At 36.9% G+C, this 19,824-nt stretch carries 26 protein-coding genes and 1 tRNA gene; 12 read left to right on the forward strand and 15 right to left on the reverse strand.

The genetic code is table 11. From position 1 onward, the window contains the following. Positions 1-371: 371 nt before the first annotated feature. Together ACMHKH_RS13205 and ACMHKH_RS13210 are read left to right on the forward strand one after the other, a co-directional pair. Positions 372-1,307 (forward strand): replication initiation protein, encoded by a 936-nt coding sequence (locus tag ACMHKH_RS13205; protein ID WP_087815676.1) that lies wholly within the window; start codon positions 372-374, stop codon positions 1,305-1,307. A 54-nt stretch (positions 1,308-1,361) separates the two neighbouring features. Then, entirely contained in the window at positions 1,362-1,832 is a 471-nt protein-coding gene (locus tag ACMHKH_RS13210; protein WP_020444579.1) for a hypothetical protein, read from the forward strand. A gap of 138 nt (positions 1,833-1,970) precedes the next feature. On the opposite strand, the gene ACMHKH_RS13215 is transcribed toward ACMHKH_RS13210, so the two are convergent. Continuing rightward, positions 1,971-2,465, reverse strand: a complete 495-nt coding sequence (locus ACMHKH_RS13215) for a hypothetical protein (protein WP_413521106.1) — start codon at positions 2,463-2,465, stop codon at positions 1,971-1,973. Between the two features lie 232 nt (positions 2,466-2,697). Between ACMHKH_RS13215 and ACMHKH_RS13220 the strand changes: the two genes are divergently transcribed. Both ACMHKH_RS13220 and ACMHKH_RS13225 read left to right on the forward strand, forming a co-directional pair. Continuing rightward, positions 2,698-2,973 carry an excalibur calcium-binding domain-containing protein gene (locus ACMHKH_RS13220; RefSeq protein ID WP_413521107.1) on the forward strand — a complete coding sequence of 92 codons (276 nt, stop codon included), beginning with the start codon at positions 2,698-2,700 and terminating at the stop codon, positions 2,971-2,973. Beyond that, positions 2,958-3,356, forward strand: coding sequence for a hypothetical protein (locus tag ACMHKH_RS13225; protein ID WP_413521108.1), 399 nt, complete (start codon positions 2,958-2,960; stop codon positions 3,354-3,356). Before ACMHKH_RS13220 ends, ACMHKH_RS13225 begins: the two co-directional genes overlap by 16 nt. Before the next feature lie 257 nt (positions 3,357-3,613). On the opposite strand, the gene ACMHKH_RS13230 is transcribed toward ACMHKH_RS13225, so the two are convergent. The 7 genes from ACMHKH_RS13230 to ACMHKH_RS13260 form a co-directional block, all read right to left on the reverse strand. Next, positions 3,614-4,606: a DNA-processing protein DprA gene (locus tag ACMHKH_RS13230; protein WP_413521109.1), complete on the reverse strand. Its 993-nt coding sequence runs from the start codon at positions 4,604-4,606 to the stop codon at positions 3,614-3,616. 71 nt (positions 4,607-4,677) lie between these two features. Then, positions 4,678-5,322: an amidophosphoribosyltransferase gene (locus ACMHKH_RS13235; RefSeq protein WP_413521110.1), complete on the reverse strand. Its 645-nt coding sequence runs from the start codon at positions 5,320-5,322 to the stop codon at positions 4,678-4,680. A 14-nt stretch (positions 5,323-5,336) separates the two neighbouring features. Then, on the reverse strand, positions 5,337-5,867 hold the full coding sequence (locus tag ACMHKH_RS13240; RefSeq protein ID WP_413521111.1) for an HAD hydrolase-like protein: 531 nt from the start codon (positions 5,865-5,867) through the stop codon (positions 5,337-5,339). A gap of 73 nt (positions 5,868-5,940) precedes the next feature. After that, positions 5,941-6,318, reverse strand: a complete 378-nt coding sequence (locus ACMHKH_RS13245; protein ID WP_413521112.1) for a hypothetical protein — start codon at positions 6,316-6,318, stop codon at positions 5,941-5,943. 55 nt (positions 6,319-6,373) lie between these two features. Further along, a complete protein-coding gene (locus ACMHKH_RS13250; protein WP_413521113.1) occupies positions 6,374-6,835 on the reverse strand; it encodes a hypothetical protein in 462 nt (153 codons plus the stop codon). Between the two features lie 88 nt (positions 6,836-6,923). Beyond that, the gene (locus ACMHKH_RS13255; protein WP_413521114.1) at positions 6,924-7,109 is read right to left on the reverse strand and encodes a hypothetical protein; all 186 of its coding nucleotides are present in this window, start codon (positions 7,107-7,109) and stop codon (positions 6,924-6,926) included. Positions 7,110-7,164: 55 nt separating this feature from the next. Further along, the gene (locus ACMHKH_RS13260; RefSeq protein WP_413521115.1) at positions 7,165-7,419 is read right to left on the reverse strand and encodes a hypothetical protein; all 255 of its coding nucleotides are present in this window, start codon (positions 7,417-7,419) and stop codon (positions 7,165-7,167) included. Positions 7,420-7,797: 378 nt separating this feature from the next. Between ACMHKH_RS13260 and ACMHKH_RS13265 the strand changes: the two genes are divergently transcribed. After that, positions 7,798-8,388 (forward strand): recombinase family protein, encoded by a 591-nt coding sequence (locus tag ACMHKH_RS13265; RefSeq protein ID WP_289051688.1) that lies wholly within the window; start codon positions 7,798-7,800, stop codon positions 8,386-8,388. A 231-nt stretch (positions 8,389-8,619) separates the two neighbouring features. Here the strand turns inward: ACMHKH_RS13265 and ACMHKH_RS13270 are convergent, their stop codons facing one another. After that, the gene (locus ACMHKH_RS13270) at positions 8,620-8,991 is read right to left on the reverse strand and encodes a hypothetical protein (RefSeq protein ID WP_413521116.1); all 372 of its coding nucleotides are present in this window, start codon (positions 8,989-8,991) and stop codon (positions 8,620-8,622) included. Between the two features lie 153 nt (positions 8,992-9,144). Then, the gene (locus tag ACMHKH_RS13275; RefSeq protein WP_413521117.1) at positions 9,145-10,914 is read right to left on the reverse strand and encodes a hypothetical protein; all 1,770 of its coding nucleotides are present in this window, start codon (positions 10,912-10,914) and stop codon (positions 9,145-9,147) included. 305 nt (positions 10,915-11,219) lie between these two features. Between ACMHKH_RS13275 and ACMHKH_RS13280 the strand changes: the two genes are divergently transcribed. The 5 genes from ACMHKH_RS13280 to ACMHKH_RS13300 all read left to right on the forward strand — a co-directional run bounded on the left by ACMHKH_RS13280 (position 11,220) and on the right by ACMHKH_RS13300 (position 14,505). Further along, entirely contained in the window at positions 11,220-11,570 is a 351-nt protein-coding gene (locus tag ACMHKH_RS13280; RefSeq protein ID WP_413521118.1) for a hypothetical protein, read from the forward strand. A 25-nt stretch (positions 11,571-11,595) separates the two neighbouring features. Beyond that, positions 11,596-12,318, forward strand: a complete 723-nt coding sequence (locus ACMHKH_RS13285; RefSeq protein WP_413521119.1) for a lecithin retinol acyltransferase family protein — start codon at positions 11,596-11,598, stop codon at positions 12,316-12,318. 107 nt (positions 12,319-12,425) lie between these two features. After that, on the forward strand, positions 12,426-13,334 hold the full coding sequence (locus ACMHKH_RS13290) for a viperin family antiviral radical SAM protein (protein WP_413521120.1): 909 nt from the start codon (positions 12,426-12,428) through the stop codon (positions 13,332-13,334). Between the two features lie 68 nt (positions 13,335-13,402). Beyond that, positions 13,403-13,777: a hypothetical protein gene (locus tag ACMHKH_RS13295; RefSeq protein WP_413521121.1), complete on the forward strand. Its 375-nt coding sequence runs from the start codon at positions 13,403-13,405 to the stop codon at positions 13,775-13,777. Between the two features lie 89 nt (positions 13,778-13,866). Further along, positions 13,867-14,505 carry a hypothetical protein gene (locus ACMHKH_RS13300; protein ID WP_413521122.1) on the forward strand — a complete coding sequence of 213 codons (639 nt, stop codon included), beginning with the start codon at positions 13,867-13,869 and terminating at the stop codon, positions 14,503-14,505. A gap of 127 nt (positions 14,506-14,632) precedes the next feature. Here the strand turns inward: ACMHKH_RS13300 and ACMHKH_RS13305 are convergent, their stop codons facing one another. From ACMHKH_RS13305 to ACMHKH_RS13320, 4 genes are all read right to left on the reverse strand, one after another. Next, positions 14,633-15,016, reverse strand: a complete 384-nt coding sequence (locus ACMHKH_RS13305; RefSeq protein WP_413521123.1) for a hypothetical protein — start codon at positions 15,014-15,016, stop codon at positions 14,633-14,635. A gap of 84 nt (positions 15,017-15,100) precedes the next feature. Beyond that, a complete protein-coding gene (locus tag ACMHKH_RS13310) occupies positions 15,101-16,321 on the reverse strand; it encodes a DNA cytosine methyltransferase (RefSeq protein ID WP_413521124.1) in 1,221 nt (406 codons plus the stop codon). Positions 16,322-16,335: 14 nt separating this feature from the next. Further along, the gene (locus ACMHKH_RS13315) at positions 16,336-17,397 is read right to left on the reverse strand and encodes a DNA cytosine methyltransferase (RefSeq protein WP_413521125.1); all 1,062 of its coding nucleotides are present in this window, start codon (positions 17,395-17,397) and stop codon (positions 16,336-16,338) included. 87 nt (positions 17,398-17,484) lie between these two features. Then, complete coding sequence (locus ACMHKH_RS13320) at positions 17,485-18,492, reverse strand: restriction endonuclease PLD domain-containing protein (protein WP_413521126.1); 1,008 nt, start codon at positions 18,490-18,492, stop codon at positions 17,485-17,487. Positions 18,493-18,650: 158 nt separating this feature from the next. On the opposite strand from ACMHKH_RS13320, the gene ACMHKH_RS13325 reads away from it, so the two are divergent. Further along, a tRNA-Gly gene (locus ACMHKH_RS13325) sits at positions 18,651-18,725 on the forward strand. 205 nt (positions 18,726-18,930) lie between these two features. On the opposite strand, the gene ACMHKH_RS13330 is transcribed toward ACMHKH_RS13325, so the two are convergent. After that, complete coding sequence (locus tag ACMHKH_RS13330; protein WP_413521127.1) at positions 18,931-19,296, reverse strand: hypothetical protein; 366 nt, start codon at positions 19,294-19,296, stop codon at positions 18,931-18,933. A gap of 288 nt (positions 19,297-19,584) precedes the next feature. On the opposite strand from ACMHKH_RS13330, the gene ACMHKH_RS13335 reads away from it, so the two are divergent. Next, positions 19,585-19,824 (forward strand): MobA/MobL family protein (locus ACMHKH_RS13335; protein ID WP_413521128.1); only part of this gene is annotated, 240 nt, incomplete at its 3' end.

Below are 19,824 nucleotides of genomic sequence, written 5' to 3' on the forward strand. Positions count from 1 at the left end.
CATCCTTAAAAAAACGATTACTGAGGGATAAATTGCTTAGCCAAGCTATGTGGTTTAAGTGATGATTTTTCACTTATCCACAAAAAATTTTATCACCCGTTTCTTTAAAGGTTTTTATTTGATCCTGTTTACTCCTGTTTACTCCTGTTTAAGAGCCTTTTTTCTTCTTTATAATCAATAGCTTACAAAGAGAAAAAACAGTAAATGAGCAGAAAAAACAGTAAATGAGCAGAAAAAACAGTAAATGAGCAGAAAAAACAGTAAATGAGCAGAAAAAACAGTTGTATATTAAATACTGTTTATTTGACTGTTTTTAATGTTACTATAGCTTGAATGTTTTTAAAAAAAACAGTAAATGAGCAGGATTAAAAATGGAAAATAATTTAGTTGTTCAATCAAACGAGCTGATTTTAGCAACATACACAATGCAAAAAACAGACAAAGAGCTAATGCTTGCGTGTATTAGTCAGATAGACAGCAGACCTGACGCACCAGAAGTAACAAAACAGACTGAATTTAAAGTGTCTGTAGATGATATAAAGTCACTGTTCTTTGGTAAGAAGTCTAAAAACGAGCAGAACGTCTATCGTGATATGGAAAACGCAAGTAAGCGTTTGTATGACGTTGATATTGTAATGAGCTTGCCCGAAAACAAAATACTTCAAACAAGACTTATCAGTAGTATTGTCTATGACCCGGATAACGGAGAAGTTTCTTTATCTTTTGCAGAAAAGATTTTGCCTTATTTGACACAGCTAAGAGCTAATTTTACTAAGTATAAGTTGCTTGAAATCGGCGAGTTATCAAGTATCCACTCAATACGTTTATATGAATTGGTCGTTATGTGGGTTAATCAGTTTCAGTACAGCAAAGATTTTACACTTGAAGAATTTAAGCATGTAATGAATGTCAAAGGTAAATACAAGCAGTTCGGTCATTTGCGACAATTTGTTATTGAAACAGCTATTAACGACATTAACGAGAATACAAACTATAGTGTTAGCGTGGAGTATCAAAAGAAATCGAGAGGTAAGGGATTTAGAGGCTTAAAGCTGAGTTTCCATAAAAAAACATTAGACAAGCTAACGGGTGCAGACGGTGCATTATCGCAAGCAGCCATCCAGTCCATTGTCGATAGCGTGCAGTTTATGAATGACTATAACGATCATCCAAGCCTAAGTTATGACGGAAAAATGCAGACTGACGCATTTAAGCGCGAAATGATTAATATCATACAACGAGAGCCTGAAAGCTTTAACAAGCCTAATAAGGCTTTAGAGAGCTATTTACCAAAGATTAAACACTAATGTTTTTTCCAACATCGAGACCATTCTGAATTATATACAACAAGGACTATAGACATGACTACTGGTACATCAGAATTAAATACGCAGGATTTTATTGCAGAATTTGGGCAGCATGAGCTTGTAAGCGATTTTAGCGAAGAAGCGATTAACGCTATTTTAAGCCAATATAACCGTGTAAAAAGCGAAAGCAATGACCCAGCATCTATTGCTTGGGAGCCGCTCTTTAATGACGCCCTCGAGTGGTGTGCTTCAGGTGTTGTTTATGAGCTTAGTAGCGAAGTAAGAGAACATACTAGCGAAATTATCAATATGGTTCGTACTGCTGATATTAGCATTAGTGCCGATGCGAAAGAGAAATTTGATAACTTGGAACATGATTTAAACGATGAGGAATTGCTACAATTTTTAAAGCCTGAGTTGATGAAATCACCTGATTATTTTAATAAGGTTGCAGCTATTCTAGCTCATGAAAATAACTTCACAAAACTTGATAACGGCAAGTATCTTATTTTAGGCGCTTACTGATTGGAATAAGGCAGTTTTTAAAGTGGATTTGCTCAGCTATTTTTTAAGGTCAAATTAGTCAGTCATTGCTTATTCTCCACTTAGTGAATTATAAACATTCATATAGAATCTGGGATGATTTACGAACATCAGTTGTAGTCAAAAGAACCACCGTTTTTTCTTCTTAGCCGTCGCGACGACTGAATCGTCTTTTTTTTCTTGCTCTGGTTCAAATGGCGGCTCATCGCTCATTTCAGCTTGCTTAAACTCTAACAGTCTCACTTGTGCGAAATCCTGGATACTGGCGTTGGCTTTATCCAGTGTTTTGTTCAATTGTCCTATCTGCTGCTGATAATTTTCTATTAACTTCTTTTGATCACTCACTTGTTGGCTGAGATGTTCATTCTTGAGCTTTTCAAGCGCTAATAGGTGTTCAATGTCCGTATTGTACTGAACACTTTGACTGTTCAGAGGTGTACTTTGAACAGTGTCCACTGAACGTTCAGTACGTTTTTTAGAAATTGGCTCACCAAACACGCGTAACATTTCTGAAACGTCTATTTTCTTATCTGCTGTTCTGGAAAGTTCACCGTCATTGACTTTCTGATAGATCGTCGTTCTTGATACACCCCATTCTTTTGCTGCTTTCGTCACCGATATGTTCATTGTTCACCTAGTGTTCAAGTACGTTTTTAGTGTCTGTACAGTACAACTGTCCAGAACGTTCAGTGAACAACTATCGCACTAACTTATCTATCAGGCAAATTATAAATAAACTGCTGTGTAAATCAGACGGTTGGTTATATAGCACTCACTTTATTGAACAAATATAGGGTATTATTAATGCTTGAACTCAGTGTCTTAGGTCTTAAAGAAAGTAGGTTCTATGAAAAAACTTATTCTAAGTATGGCGTTATCTCTCTTTGCCTTATCTTCTCAGGCAGCAGTTACAGTCACTGATAATCCATTTTATAGTGATGTCGAGGTAGAACATCCGTTGTTTGCTAAAGGTGCTGGCGGCTCTCAATGTAAAGGCTTACCGCGCACTTGTGGGCAGATGGTTAGCTGTGAACAAGCCAAACAAGCACTCAAATGTGGAAATACCAAGCTAGATCGTGATAAGGACGGCGTACCATGCGAATCAATATGTCCAGGTGGTTAATTGCAGTAGCGTCTATCGTTATGATTGGGTGCAGCTCAGACAATACAGAAAATGATCTGTATGGTTCAGGCTATATCGTAGTGAGTGAGCAGACATGGAGTAAAGATTACACAACACCTTATCCGTTTACGGTGCCTGAGGGTGAGATTGCGTGTGCCTCAAATCCTTCCTTTGGTCGTGAGGTGTTTTTTCATCCTAAGGGTTACACCGATGAATCTTACGTTGGTATACCGCTTAACAAAGCAGCGGTAGATGGCTTAAAGCTAAGTCGTTTGACGCCAAATGTGCCTTATAGTGTCAAAGAAGGTGCTGATCTGAGTGAGGCCGTACAAATTGGATTGAAGGTCTGTGATGAGTATGAGGATAGGTTTGCGAATTATTAAGTTCGGTACCCAAGTGAGTAATTGAATATTAGGCTGTAAGCTTTTAAATTATTTTTATTTACCATAACGCCCGTTATGGGTACCGATTTCCTCCCTAGTGAGCGTTTGAACTGTATCAGTCAGAACATTCGGCCAGAGATAAAAATAGTGTGCATAAGTTGTATCAAGCTTATACACACTACTTATCAACACCTAAGCCGCAAAGACACTCAATTTATATATAACCAAGCCCAATAGCCCGCTTCTATTCAATATAATTAGAAACCTAGACCTACCTGCTCAGGTATTGAAAGCCTTCCATTTGATTCTTTCAGGTTGCTAGGTAAAGAATTGTCTATGTCCTTTGGATTAATTACTATGGCTTGTGGACCATCTTCCTTTATGATTTGTCGATTTAAATCGTACTTAGGATTGTTCTGATAGTCTTCGTTATATATTACAGCACGCTTAATATCATATTCTTTTGCTTTTTCCATAGCATGACGGGAACCACTGTCTGGTTTAGGATTATTGGGATCAAGGCTTGTTTTACTATAACTCGCACTCAATACCACCAAATCACTGAAAAGTGCTTGCAGACGATCTCTTTTTACATATCTACTCGCTTGTTCTCTAAAATTCGCAGGTGAAGGTGACGTTAAGTATTCAGTAATTAGCAGACCTTGGTTTTCAACAATTTCACGAGCTAAACCTATATTTTGAGCTGGTAAGATATTGTTTAAAGGACTAGGCAAAATAGCAACGGTTCGAGCATTTAATGCCAGTGCCTTTCTATGCGAGATGCTATCACAACCATTTGCTAGACCACTGACGATTGTCGCATCGTGTTTTTTAATAAACTGCTCAACTACTTGATTTTCATCAGCCTCAGTTTCTTTATCTGGATTGAGCACACCAATAACAGCAATATTATAATTATCAGGAGATAGTAACTGCAAATCGCCTTTGTAGAATAGAAAACTTGGAATATCACCTTTTTTCTTTAAGTCGCGACGAAGAATAGGATAGTTATCATCCCCTATTGCCACCACTCCATCACAACTATCGCCTAATTTTTCAACCAAACGTTCAAGCCTAGCTTTCATTTCTAAAAAAGACTGCTCTGTTACACTGGCATCCTTTACCGCAATGAGCTCAACGATAGCTTCATAAGGAATTCTAGTTGTAAGATTATTATTTAACCATGCCTCCCCTATACCTTTGAAGGTGCGAGCTGTTAAAACATTTAGAGCATGATCTGTTATTTTCATTAAAAACCTACTTTAATATATTCATTTAAACCAATAATTTGCTAAAAATCTTAGCAAAGGATATTTAATTATTAGCGGCCGTTGTAAAACGACCGATGAGCTGTACGAGCTATACTAAAGAAAGTTACATCCTTAGCACCATGGTCAAGTAGGCACTGAATAGCATCTTCATCTACATTAATATTTTTAGTATAAATATCGTCAATTAACAATATGTGTTTACCTTTCACTTTCTCTGAAATAGTGCAAGTATCTTTAGTAATACCGATATAAGGCATACTACCACCTCCACCACCTTTTGAGCTACGAGATAAGTGAGTGGTACAGGTATCAGTATGACGCACTATATAACCAGTTCCATCTATCAAATTTTTTCCTGAGCCTTGTATTCGAGGAACTACCTCTTTAATAGATTCAGAAAATCCTAGCTGTAGAGTAGAATAAGTGTTGATAGCTTTTGACCTAGGTATTACGCATATAGCGACTTCAGTATCTGATATTGTAGACAGAACATTAAACAATTCATCTGCAAGATTGGATTTAACTGAATTCTTAGCAGCTTCTATTTTATATCTCGGTGCGTTATTAAACGTATTTTTCAGATAGTTTATATAGTCAGGATTACCAACCTTACCGTAGCCTTGGTATACACAACGATAAAATGCTTTTATATCTTTGCTCAAGTACTCGTTTTTTACGATGGTATATTGATTCACGTCTTAATCCTCACTTATAGGCTAATCTTAGTTATATTTTTATCTGGTATTCCAGCTTCATTTGCATGGAATACCTCATTTAAATCATCCTCAAAAACTAGAACCTTTTTAGAGCAAATATTGATTTCGTTAAGTGCATGTTGATACTTATTGTCTATATGCTTACAAAAAAATATTCTATCGAATAATTTAGCGCAGTTATGATGATCAAGAAGCTGAATAACTCTTTCAGGAGAGGCTTTCGTTACTAAACATACCTTAGTAGTGTTCTTATTACTAATTAAGAAATTAATTAGCTCTTTATTAAGGTAGGTATAGTCTAGAAATTGCGAGTTATATCCAATCTTCTCTTTTTGGATTTTTTCGGCTAATACCTCATTGGTGCAGTACTTATCAATTACCTCTTTAGTGATTCTTTTTACTACAGGCACTTCCATGTATGGCATATAGGAATCAATTGCTTTTCTATAAGCTAAATTGTTAGCCTGATCAGTATCAATCAAGGTGCCATCCAGATCGGTTAATATTACTTGAATATTATTCAATATATTGTGCCTCATCAATAAGTACAGGCTAGCTTAGGATATGGTCTATATCTATTCTGTGAACTGCACTTGCCTATTCTGGATTCTCTTTGAATTTAAGTAATAGTGACTCATAATCAAAATAATTACTAACCTTCAAAATATTTTCGTCTTCTAAAACTTCAATACAACTACCTGAAACCATCTTTTCTACTTCATGATCATGCTTATCATACTGTTCGTCTAATACTTGCTTAATGAGGTCCATGTTTCTGGAATCTTCAAGCAGATAGCTCGCTAAATATGAAGATAAGCTACTGGTGAACATATTTATGACAGCTTCCTGGGTCACTGTGCTGACAGTTTCTACCATTGAAGCGATTTCAGAAGGCGTTCTTACTGAGATAGTTGAATAGTGCTCATCATTACTGGCTTTTTGTGCTTCATTAAATTTTTCAAATAGTGAAGTCATTAGTATTTCCTGGTTATTTAGATAATATTTACTTATTACTAATTTTCGAATCAAATCAGCTTTGTTGTATTTTTGCCTTACTCTTATCAAGTAACTCTTTCAGGTTGTTCAAGGACTGCGGTGCTTGTCCTGATTTAAAGTGCTCATTTAAAACATGCATTTGGTTATCCAACAAACTCTCTGGATGAACACTCCTACGACTGATATTCCATAATTGCCACGAGAAATTTTTATTAGATTTAGTACTATTTTTACTTAGAAATTCAGCGTATTCCGTTATGAGTAGTGCCTCTTCACTTGAGCACTGACTCAAAAAATCTTTCAGGGACTCTTCAATAAAATCATTAATGATCTGTGAACGTGATACGCCGTCGCGTTTAGCAATCGCATCAATAATCAACAAATCGAGATTGTTAAATCTCATATTAAACTTTCTAAATTCTGGCTTATCAAAAGCCGTGGTTGGGTCTTCTAATTTATTAAAAGCCGCTTCATCAAATTCGATTTTTAAACTCATAAACTTTACCTGTATATTGCTGACAATTGATTATAGATATTTGAAACCACTACCGTTTTGTATATATTCTATGTGGCTACATTGGTTGCTAAGCTCTTTCGAGTCGCTTCATAAGATCGAGCAGACTGTTATATAGGCCATCTACTTCGGCTTTCCTTAAAACAATCTTGTCTGAATTCTTTATATTAGTTCCACAGCTTAATGCTAGAGCAACCACTGGACTAGAAATATTGCGTTGTTTCTGGCGGACTTGGCAGTGTTTAGTGGCTTTCATAATAATATTCCTTAGTAGTTTTTAAAATTTATTCAAATTATTACTTTTATAATAGTCAATAAAAAATATTCATTTTACTCGCACTAAGCTTTCTATTCATAGAGTTGTTATGATAGGTTGTTACAATACTATCTTCTGCAACTATCAAAGTAATTCCACCGGTTCTTCTTAAAAACTCAATATCTTTAAGAAGTCTTTTTAGCTTCTTCATTGCCGCCTTGCTTTCTTTTGGTGTCATACCTTGTATATCTTGGCTTAATCCACTTGCATCAAGGATTTTATTAGTATATTTCAACGCATTACTATTCATAATAGGTCCTTTTTTTTATAAGTACCGAGACTCTTTTGATTGATCACCATATGACCCATAGTATGTATGGTATTATTATAATAGTCAATATTTAAATATAAAAATAGTATATATAAAATTAGATGGATTTAAACACCTATAGGGTACACCCTAGCGAAACTACCTAAAAGGCACCAAAAACCAATTAATAGACTGGGTAAAATAGACTAACGCAGTAAAGCTACTTCAAACGCACTATCATTAACCTATACCTAAAACATAAAACCTTTAAATGATAATTTATCTATCATTAGACTTGTCTCTGATATTAAATGATAGTAATCTCTTGCTGTTATCAATGAACATTAATTATTAAGTCTAAGTAATAGAGGTAGCGTTATGACCGTTCGTATTTATGTGAGAGCCAGCACTAAGGATCAAGACGCTACCAGAGCATTAGCTGATTTGGTGGCTTTCAGTACAAGTTATGATGATAACCATGTTGAGTACATTGAGCATTTCAGTGGTACGAAGCTCGATCGACCAGCACTCACTAAGTTACTTAATGATGCCAATCAAGATGATATTCTGCTGGTTGAAAGCGTGGATAGATTAAGCAGGCTATCTCAAGATGATTTTGCGGTTCTAAAGCAGCGTATCAAAGACAAGGGCTTACTATTGGTGGTGGCTGATCTACCAACGACACATACGGTGAGTAAGGGTATGACAGGTGAGATTCTAACAGTGATTAACCATATGCTGATCGACTTATTAGCAACGATGGCAAAGCTTGATAACGACAAGCGTAGAGAGCGTATCAAGCAAGGATTGGCTAACAGTGGCTATAAGCCCACTGGTAAGAAAGCAAATCTAGCAAAACACAATCGTATTAGAGAATTAGACAGTCAAAATAATATGACAAAAGAGGAAATCGCTAAGGCAGTTGGTGTTGGGGTGGCTACCGTTTATCGGGTGTTAAAGCAGGGTTAATAGCTAAGGTGTTTTAACTATTCATTTGCCTTTATTATAGACACGATGCTATCAGATACATAATGGTTAAAGGGCGGTTCTAAATAAGTAAATTACAACGATTTAATTAGCTCGATTAACCTAGCTGGTCAGGATATGAGAGTTTGAGATGATTAATAGACTAAAAAAGAACGCACCACAGTTTAGTAAGCGTCCAATTAGGGGTTATTTAGAGTATTAGGGCTTGCGCCATCACTCAAGAATACGACAATCTTCATTCAATGGTGGCCAAGTGAATTCTTCATTATCACAATTCATTAAGATGACATCGTTAGTGATCCCATCTATTGTGCCATTTAAATTCTGTAGGCGAATTCTCAAGGAAGTCAGACTACAGTGAGCATTTTGGTAGCTCTCTGCCTCTAGGCTAGCTAATGTTTGCTCTACATACTTATTGATGCCATCAATCATCTCATTGGCATCTTCTTGCCATTCAAAACTGTAATCTGCATCAAGAGAATCTAGATCATCAATTCTTTTTAGATTAATTAAGGCATCCATGAGTTTGCGTAGATTATTAAAGTCTAGGCTCGATATTGCGGTCTGCTTCTTAATGTTTTGCATCGAGAAAACCCCATGGCTATTAGGATCTTTTAAGTAGTTCCATTATACCAGTCTGTTTTAAGTGGTCTGTTAATAGGTTTGAAGGGTGAAATAGCTGGTTCCGCTAGGGTATACCCTATTACTTGATTGCTTTTTTGTTCGCAAAATTAGTTACTATATTAATTTTTTTATAAAAGACTGTGTATAAACTCGATAGCCTAAAACTCTGCTTATATACTTGTAACCAAAGCCTTGGGGTTTTTTGATCCATAAAGGCCAGGGAAATGCAGAATTATAGGGGAATGGTACCGGATTCTCAGTACTGGCTTGATTTGAAATCATCCAAAGTAATTCGCTAAGCTCTGTCTTGATATTCTTTTTAAAAAATACAGGTATCGTTTTAAAGCGATACATCATTTTATCTTGGTTGCTCAATCCAAACTCAGCATCTAGACTACCATCCTCATTGTGATCGAAAATACTCCATGAAGACATGATTGAGTTGTTGAACGTACTTAAAGTATTGATACTCTTAATATCATTACGCTTGATTCTTCCAACCAAGTCTTCAAGATTATTTTTGTTTTTATCATCACGCAAATATAAGTTTAATGAGATTATAAAGGTAAGCAACAAGTTCCGCTCCCTTACTGGACTTGCTCTTTTTTCATCTATTTCCTTTTGTGAATCATCGTAGGCAGCTCTAAGTATTTCAGCATCAGAAATTGCGTTTTTTAAGCTTGGAGAGTGATTTTTAAGATCAAAGTAAATGATAGAAGTAATCGCCTTTGGAATCTGATCTATCTTTCTAAGCATCCCAGTTGAATATCTGTCGTACCAAGCACTGATACCAGCTAAAGCATCTTCATTATTAATAGATTGTTCTTTTTCCCATGGTCGACCACCGGTATGCATGCTTAGCTTAGCTTTTAATGCTAATTTAAGACTGTCAAAAAGATCGTCTAGCTGGTTAATTTTGTGCAAATTATTGACTAATCCAGAATCTAAAGAAATAACTGTATTGCCTAAATTATGAGATATATCAAAAAAATTATTAAAAGTTAATTTTTTCCTCCAAGGCTTGCTTGCTAATAATCTAGAATAAGATGGGTTTGAAATTCGAGCAAAGATATCTGACGCCCATTCCCCTAACTCAATGGCCAGTTCGCTTCTTATCTCTTGTAAAATAATATCTTTATTAGTTGAACTATAGTCTTTGATGATTTGTGCAAAATCTTCCTCTTTACTCAGTTTAAAAATATGCTGCTGCTTCTCTTTCGGCATATCCTTGTGGATAATCATAGCCAGTGAGCCAGATCCTTTAGGATTAATACTGTTAGCATGATATTTGATCTTATCGTATATCAATCTCTCAACCTTTTTTTCGTCATGAACGTCTTGGCTAAGCAGCTTTTTAAAAAGCTCAATAGGGTGCTGCAGACAGGTATACATATCATAGTAAGCATACGGCCTTGGTAAAATTTGACTACCGACAATATATCTTGCAGGTGCAAAAGCCACCCCATTTTCTTGCATTTTTATTAACATATAAGCGCTTTCCTTAGACTCTAAGGACTGTAGATAAGCAATTACGTCATTACTGCCAACGTTTTCTTCTAACTTTTGCAGCACGCCTCTCTGAATTTTCTCAAGTTCTTCTTGATCATGTTCTTCTTGACTCTCGAAAATAGTTAATAGTAGGTTCATTCTGCCATTAATAGCTAAGTGATTTTGCTCTTGCATCATCAGCTGCCGCACATAGCGCATTACTAAGAATACCTGTTCAACAACCATCTTATAGGCATTTTGTGCATCCTTGACAATATCATCCACATCTTTAGGTCTAATTTTTAAATGATTTAAATTGCTTTTTATAATGTCATTTGACGGTTCTGTTGGTCGAGAATTGATACGAGGTACTGTGCGAAAAGGATCTGATTGCATAATAATTCCTAAAAAATTCAACATTATTGTAAACGCAAATAACGCCTTAATACTTAAGTTATATTATAGATTATATCTAATATATAAATAATATACATTATTTTTATGTAAACTAACGATTTAATTCTATAATAGTAAGGTTAATTATTAATTTGTTGTTAAACGTACTATTTATATGTTAATTTATAACTGATACCATAGATTTTTACCTAACCATATACAAATCATAATTTGCCTTAAATTTTTCCTAAGTATAAGCTGTCTGTGTTCAAATCACAATCACGAAAAATACGGAGATCAGTCAGATGCAACCAACATATCATTTTCAAAAGCGCATGACGCAGCGAGGCATTACTTATGACATGTGCCGGTTTACCATTGATAACGGTTACATAGAGGGTGACAAGTTTGTGACTACACGAAAAATGGTTCGGAAGATGGTTGATAATCTAAACGCTCATATAAAAAGATTAATACGCTTGCGGAAAAAGTTTAAGCATTTTGGCGTATCTAGATTAATCAGTAAGGCAGTAGCTAAATTGATCACACAGAAAAATATAGCTCTTAAGGTTATCGCCAAAGGTGGCGTGGTGGTGGTGGTGGATAATAATTCCATCATCACAACTTACGATGTAAAAAGTTATAAAAAATACTAAATCATATTAAATTGAGGATCATACCGTGCAAAATTTATCACTCGGCTCACACATCAAAACGTATCGAACTGGCTATTCACACCATGGAATTTACTGTGGTGATGGCAGAGTAGTTCACTACAGTGGATTTGCCCAAGCTTTCAAAAAAGGGTCGCTTGAAATCACTACTATGGAGAGATTTTTAGGCAGTGAAGCAAAGTGTTACGTCATCGAATATCCTGCTAATAAGGTGCGATTTTCATCGAAGGACATTGTTAGACGAGCATTAAGCCGTGTTGGTGAAGATAGCTACAATCTTGTATTTAATAATTGCGAGCATTTTGCAGCTTGGTGCGTGACGGGTAAAAGTGAAAGTAAACAAGTGAAAGCTGTTTTAACACATACTAGTACCATAGCTATAGTATACAAATCGATTAATACAGCATCAGCAGCGACACGAGTAGTGGGGCTTGCAGCAGGCTCTGCAAATATTTTCACAGGGACTACGGCAACATCTGGCTTAGCTATTGGCAAGTTAGCAGGCTTTACTACTGGAGCTTTAGTCGGTTCATCAGGCGCTGCTTTAGGTACAACGGCACTAATAGGAACATCAAGCGCTATAGCCGGTTCGTCAGCTGCTGTAGGATTTACCGCGGCAGTGGGTGGCGGTGCTCTTACCGTAGCAGCAGCTCCTGTCATTGTTCCTGTTGCATTAGCAGTAGGTGCTTGTGCAGTTGTAGGTGGAATTTTAGGCGGTTTCTTTGACTAAGTATTAAAACCGCATATTAGCCATACGTTATGGTGGGTATATATCACGAGAGATGTGCATTCACTATTGGTTCGATAAGCATATAAAAACACATTTTAAGGGTAGTTATGGACAACGGAATTAAGATCCAAAGGGAGCTGGTGGTAAATTGGCATATCACAGAGGCTTGTAATTATCATTGTAACTACTGCTTTGCTAAGTGGGATAAGCAAAAGAACGAGCTGATGAATGATGAAAATTCCGTTAGTAAGCTAATGGACGAAATCCAGAAACTGCCCGCGATTCTAAATGGTAAATATCTGACCGAGTTTGAGAGTATTCGCCTAAACCTAGTCGGTGGCGAAACATTTTTGAACATTAGAAAGGTGACAAGGATTATTCATCAGGCAAAGCAACGAAAGTTTAGCTTGTCTGCAATCACGAATGGTAGTCGGCTAAATAATGAGTTAGTAACACTTATAGCAAATGACTTCAACAGTATCGGTTTCAGCGTCGACTCGTTGGATAGTCCTACTAATATAAAAATTGGTAGGACAGAAAAAAGCGGGGTAATGGATACCGAGAAAGTATTGAGGGACATTAGCGTTATTAAAGAACTTAATCCAAGTATCGATATAAAAATAAATACTGTAGTCAGCAGCTTGAATCAATCAGAAGATTTATCAGCATTCATTGATCAAGCAGCTCCTAATAAATGGAAGGTTTTCAAAGTATTGCCAGTTATAACTAGGGAAAATGAGGTGTCTCAAGATGATTTCATCGAGTTTTTAGAGCGCCATAGCAAGTTCGAGAATATCATTTCCTCTGAGGATAATGATGAGATGACCGATTCTTACCTAATGATTGACCCTATAGGAAGATTTTTCCAAAACTCTATACTTGGCAGTGGGTATAGCTATAGCACTCCAATTGTCAACACTGGCATTGAGGAAGCGCTCAATGAAATCAATTTTGATCCTGAAAAGTTTCATGGGCGTTATAAAACCAGCCGAATTACTATGCAAGAAGTTTTCTAGAGCGGTATATGTTTTATTAATTTAAGCAAGCAAAATCACTTTTTGATTAACAACTAGGAATAAGAGTTATGGGCATATTTACTGATTTTTTAACTGATGTCGCATATCTAGCAGAAGATGTAGTCGATTTCGTAATAGATAATCCTATTAAGGTAACGGCAGTTGTCGCTACAACTGTAGCGACAGGTGGGTTGTCTTTGGTAGCAGCTCCTGCGATAGCAGCGGCAGCTGGTGGGGCAGGTCTATTAGGGGCAACTAGCACAGGTGTAGCGATTAGTGGTTTATCAGGTGCTGCTTTAACTAGTGCATCTCTGGCCGCATTAGGTGGTGGCACAATAGCTGCTGGTGGTGCTGGAGTAGCCGGTGGTACGGCTGCAATTACTGCGGCTGGAGCTGTGACTGGGGCTGTCGCTAGCGGTGTTGGAGTAGCGGTAACTAAATAGTAGTAACTATTAGAATAGATAAACTATATAGGCGAAGATTACTACTTCTACAAAGCCTCCGTCTATATCTTTATAAAATGAGGACTCCATTGAAATACTTCGATATTACAGAGACAAAAGCATGGTTAGATAGCCTACCTATTACTAACCTATATCTGCCATTAGCAAAAAAATACTGTTTGTCTGAATTTGCGTTTTTTCTTATCGATGATGATTGGGAAGAGCAATCACTGATTGACCTAAAAGACACTGCAGGAGCATCATTCTTATTCGGCTTACAAACCACTAGCAAACGTATTGATAAGTTCGATGTGATAGACGGTACTATTATTTGCCAACCTGATGAAGTACCACAGGTAATGAATGTATTCGAAGTTCCATCTAATAGGAATGGCAACTTAGTCCCTACAGATTTCAATGATCTCAAAAAAGCACTTCAATTCACAAAGCCTGCTCATTTCATACAGGCAACCATAATAGGTGCAGATCGTTTAGATCGAGCAGAAAGAGCGATTAGTCAAATCCTCAATCAGATTCCTAAAGGTATTAATGTCGAGGGCCTGATACTTATAGTCAAAACTGACGGCGATGTAACGCTTGAAGAGTACTTAGTAATAAGTAGAGCTATAGAGGATAGAGTCACTGAAGAAACAAGTCTTTGGTATGGGAGTGGAGTTGCTGATCAGGCTAATTGCCTTCGCATAGAAGCTATATATATGGTTGAGTAGTACGAAGTTATCTTTTTCTCTCAGAAAATTGAACCTCCGGTAATTCTGGAGTGGTTCAGATATTGGCATTAGTGCCAATGTGAAAGAGGGGTTATGTCTCATCGTCAGGTTCTCATTGTTCAGACTCTCACAGTTCCCCTTGCTCAAAATCGTGAATACTGGCGTTAGCTATCGCCAATGTCTTATTGAATTGACTAATCTGCTGTTTATAAGTCTCTACCAACTGCTTTTGATTACTGATTTGTTGTCGTAGATGATTATTTTTTAATTTTTCTAGCTCTAGTTGGTGTTTAAGCTCTGTACAGCACTTTATATCACAACCATTGGAATACATACCTCCGGAAGTGCTATCTGAGCTTTCAGCACGTGCTTTTGGCATGGGCTGTCCAAACACGCGTAACATTTCTAAGACATCTATTTTTTTGTCTGCGGTTCTGGAAAGGGTGCCATCATTAATTTTTTTATAGATCCAAGTTCTTGATATACCCCATTCTCTCGACGCTTTCGTCACCGATATATTCATTTTTAGCCTAATATTCAGTAATAGGTAATGCAAATACTATGAAAGTATCATCATCATCTAAATCAGACGATATTATGTCTCTATAATCTTAAGCAGCTTCACTAAAGATTGAGCTAGCTTATACGAGAACAATACTGGCACAGCATTACCAATCATTTTGTAATTTGCTCCAGCAGACGATACAAACTCATAGTCATCATCAAAACTTTGTAGTCTTGCCGCTTCTCTCACCGTAATTGAACGAGCTTGTTTTGAGTCAGGATGAATATGTCTTAGTCCATCTTTATACAAGTGAGCAGGGATTGTATTACTAGGTTCATCACTTCTCAGCACATAATACTTATGAACAGCGGATTTTTTTCCTGTTCTTTCAGTATAAAGTTCCCGTAATCTCTCTGTAGATACATACTCTTTTCTTCCTGATTCGATATCGGACGCAAGCAGTTCAAATGTACTAATATCCTTTTCATTGTGATATCTAGGAATGTGATTTGGTACAACAACATCAGGTTGAGTGTGCGAAAACTTCTTCCCATTGAGTCTATACTCTTTAACTGGATAGAGTTTAGGTAAGTCGTTGAGTGATTCACCTACAGTTTTCTTTGGCTCTTGATAGCTAGGTAGTATGTTTTTATAAAAGTCTTGTAGCAAAGCTTCTGTATCTTCATACAAATCTTTCCTAATACCTATGATAATAACGCGATTTCTCTTTTGTGGTACACCATATAAGCTTAGATCTTGTAAGGCGTATTTTTTCAGATCCGAAACGATGGCATAGCCATGCTTATCAAACTCTTCACGAACTAAATCAACAACTAAGGTATCCTTAGGTTTGGCTGATAAAAAACCAACAACATTTTCAAAAACAAATATTTTTGGCTTAAATCTATCGACCACTTTTATGTAACTTTCAAAAAGATAGTTACGGTAGTCATCTTTCATACCATTTTTATCTTGGATTCTACCTGCCAAGGAATAAGCTTGGCATGGCGGACCCCCTACAATGAGGTCAATTGGCTCATCGCCAACCAAACTATCCAATCCTTGATGAGAGCCGTAATCTTCGTCTTCTGTCCAACCGCTGAATAAATCGTCAGTCCGCTGAATATCAAAGCGCATAACTTTATCAGCAGCATTTTTTTCACCCCATTTTGTTTGAAGCCTATTAATTAGGTTGTTAGCAGGCTCTTTTTCCCACTCAACAGCCGCTACAAAATCATAATCAGGTGTTTTATGGAAACCCTCAGATAAACCACCACAACCAGCAAACAGATCAATATATTTATAGCTCATAGTTTATCCTTACCTCACTCTAGATACGGCTTTAAGGCAGTCGCTAAATGAAATCCTAATAGAGGAGGGACAGCGTTCCCTACTTGTTTATATTGCTGAGTTTTATTTCCAAACAACTTAAAGTTATCAGGAAAACTTTGTAGTCGTGCGTTTTCACGGACAGTAGGAACACGATTCCATTTATAATGGAAGTGGTTTCGATGTCCTGTATCGATAGTTTTAGAAGGTTTTTGACTGTGATATCTAGTCCATGCTTCATTGAATTTACGACTATCGCCGACACCGGGAGGCAAGTCTTTGTGATTACCTCCCTCTGGAACTAAAGCAATCACTGATTTAACTAAATCGGTATGGCTTGTGCCAATATGATTATGAAGCGTAGAGGATTGTTCTCGCATTTTTTGTTGATAGTTAGATAGTGGTTTACTGGGATATTCAATATTCTCGTGACCAAGGTCATGTTCTAAGCTAGGTAAATCACTAATAGCCTGTTCACAAGTGACATAATTATCAGGGCTATGTACAGGCTCTGGAAAGTCGAAATTCACACCATTTTTTAAGCCAACAAAGAATATTCTCTTACGGATCTGTGGAACGCCGTAATCCGGTGCATAGAGCACTTTATAGTTTATTGTGTAACCTAAATCACCAAACTTTTTGAGTATTTCTTTTTTAGCTTTGCCACCATACAGTGTGGCTAGACCAGGAACATTTTCAAGTATGAATGCCTTAGGCTCGAATATTTTAACGGCTTCCACCATGCTATTAAATAAAGTATTACGTGCATCATCCTCTTGACGGCTACCTGTCAAAGAGAAACCCTGACAAGGTGGGCCGCCAACAATAACATCCACGCTTCTACCATCTACGATTTCTACAATTTCTTGTAAGGTATCTTTTTTAAATAAATCCCCTTTAAATGCAACAGCACCATTATGGTTATGTTCAAAAGTTTTTAGAGCCGCTTCGTCAAAATCAACGCCAAGTAAAACCTCAAATCCTGCATCTATAAACCCTTTGGATAGACCGCCACAACCTGAAAACATATCAATTACTGTTGGTTTATTAGCCGCCATAATATGAAACCTATCTCTTTGAAAAACAGGAGCAAATTTTAACAGATAACAAATTAAAAAGCTGGGTGTGAATGATAATAAATAATTTTAGAGAGTTTTATTTACAGAAAAATCCATCTCATACACACCTTCAGCCAATAGTGAAACTGTTACGTCGGTCCTACCGTAATTAGTTAAATCCTCTTTAGTAATAATATGTGTTGGTGAAACCCCTAGCCTCTTTCTAAGATAGAGCCCTAAAACAGATTTTTTTTCACTAGAGCAAATGGCTTTAGGGTAAAGCAACCCATTCATACTATTGTTTTGCTCTAAAAGACCTTTCATAACAAAGCCATCATCCCAAATCAATTCAATCTCGTCGTTTTGTCTTGTCAACTTACCAGTAGTTGATTTTTTACTTGAAGTACCAATTTTAGGCGGGAATAAGCTAGGGAAGGCTTTAATAGCTTCTTTAGTTATTCTGATTTCAGCATCACCTATCGAAGTGTTAGACGTACCACCAGCTTTTTTTGAGTTTGCCCCCCAATTTATACCACTAGCTTTCGGTACCATGATAACCCCGTCGATTTTTGACAGAAAGGAAAGCTTGCACTCAATCGAAGCGCTAGCGCTAGCGCTAATATTTTGATTTTGCTTTGTTTTTATTACAACTAAGTGTGAGTCACAAGTAATTGAATTCGAAAGAATGTTTTTGAAATACTCGTTTAGCTGAGGGAATACTTCTGGATCAGCTTCAACTAAAACCTCTCTATTAGGTGTCGCTAATCCATTGTGAGAGAAGTTTGCTGAACCAACCAAAGCATCTATAACAACACCTTCTTTTGTCCATAGATAACATTTTGCGTGAATACCTGCTTTAGAATAGTGAAGCTCAGTATTCTGAGAGGACGATTGGAACTCATTCAGTGTTTTGTGCAATCTCTCTCCAATGCTATCAGAGCCGTACATTCCGTAAATCACTCTACATTTAATAGGAAGTTTACTAAGTTCCCTAAATGGTGAGGGTCCTATATAACCAGTGATTATAAGTAACTCTTCAGCACCATTTCCGTCATGTCTTTTAAAAACTAAATCCTGTAAATCTTTAGTAAACATAGAGAACGTCCTAATTCATTTTTTGAGTTGCTTAGTATACATAGACAGACCATATAACCGATAATCTTGAATTATTTATTGGGGCAGCACTGAAACATTGACATATCTTATTTACAATGTAGAATGTCGGTTCTTAAAGCTTAAAAGCTGCTTTATATGCGGGAATAGCTCAGTGGTAGAGCATAACCTTGCCAAGGTTGGGGTCGAGAGTTCGAATCTCTTTTCCCGCTCCAAATACTAAAAAGCCTCACTTAATAGTGAGGCTTTTTTCATCTTAATTAATGCTTTTAGTTCTCTTTAGGTCATCCACTTTCTGTAAAGGTGTGCGATACCTTTCCCTATTAGTACAATGATTACCTTCGTTTTTATTTCTTCTAGTTTAAATTTTGAACTCTTAACGTCTTAGGAAAATATAAAAAACACTGTGACTGATAATTATCACTCTTCATATTCCTGATTCGTATTCACTACAAACGGGACGTTTTCCTCGATTAAACCCACATCGCCACCCAAACTTTCAATCATACTTTTAAACAATTCTTTATCCGATTTTCTCGTTAAAAAATCTGGGAAATGAATCGCAAAATACTCTCGAATCATCTGTTCACTCTCACCATCAGTTGCCAAAACCTGACCCAAAAACGATCCCATTAGAATCTTCTGCTTGTTCAAGCGTTTATCTAGCTTTACCTGCTGAACCTTAGCTTGGCGTTTTAACTCTTCTAACCGTTGACGTTCTTTTAGCTCATTAGAGTCTTGACTATCAAAAATAGACACAGGCGCTTTATTATTAAATACTGACATCAGATTTATCCTTATCAATTAAATTTTACTCAGCATAGCAAGCACCCCACTATCATTCAATCACTTGTGGTAAGCTTTAACACAATTACATCCGAAACCTTAGATAGCTTAGTTTATTATTTTATGGTGACGTCTCCCTGACTAAGGGCGAAGTAACGACTCAAAATTTAATCTATCCACTTCGTTACTATTCTTAATTTTGAATCCTTCTTCGTTGGGGAAACCCCAAACCCCGCACACCACAAAAAGCGGTGGTGTGCAAAAAGCAAAAATAGCAGGTGGCTCTTTATGACGATGGTACACATTGCAACAAAGGCAATTTCTCGAAAAGCAGGGCAGTCGGCTGTGGCGTCAGCCGCCTATCGTGCTGGCGATGTGCTTGATGATGCCAAATATGGTAAGACCCATGACTATAGTAAAAAGTCTGGGGTGATGAGCAGCGATATCGTTTTACCATTTTCATTAAAGGTGCTGGGTGTGAGTGTGGATCGGGAGACGCTTTGGAATACTGCCGAAGCGGCAGAGACC

This window comes from Psychrobacter glacincola (assembly GCF_965118485.1).
In the GTDB taxonomy this organism is placed as follows: Bacteria; Pseudomonadota; Gammaproteobacteria; order Pseudomonadales; family Moraxellaceae; genus Psychrobacter; species Psychrobacter glacincola_D.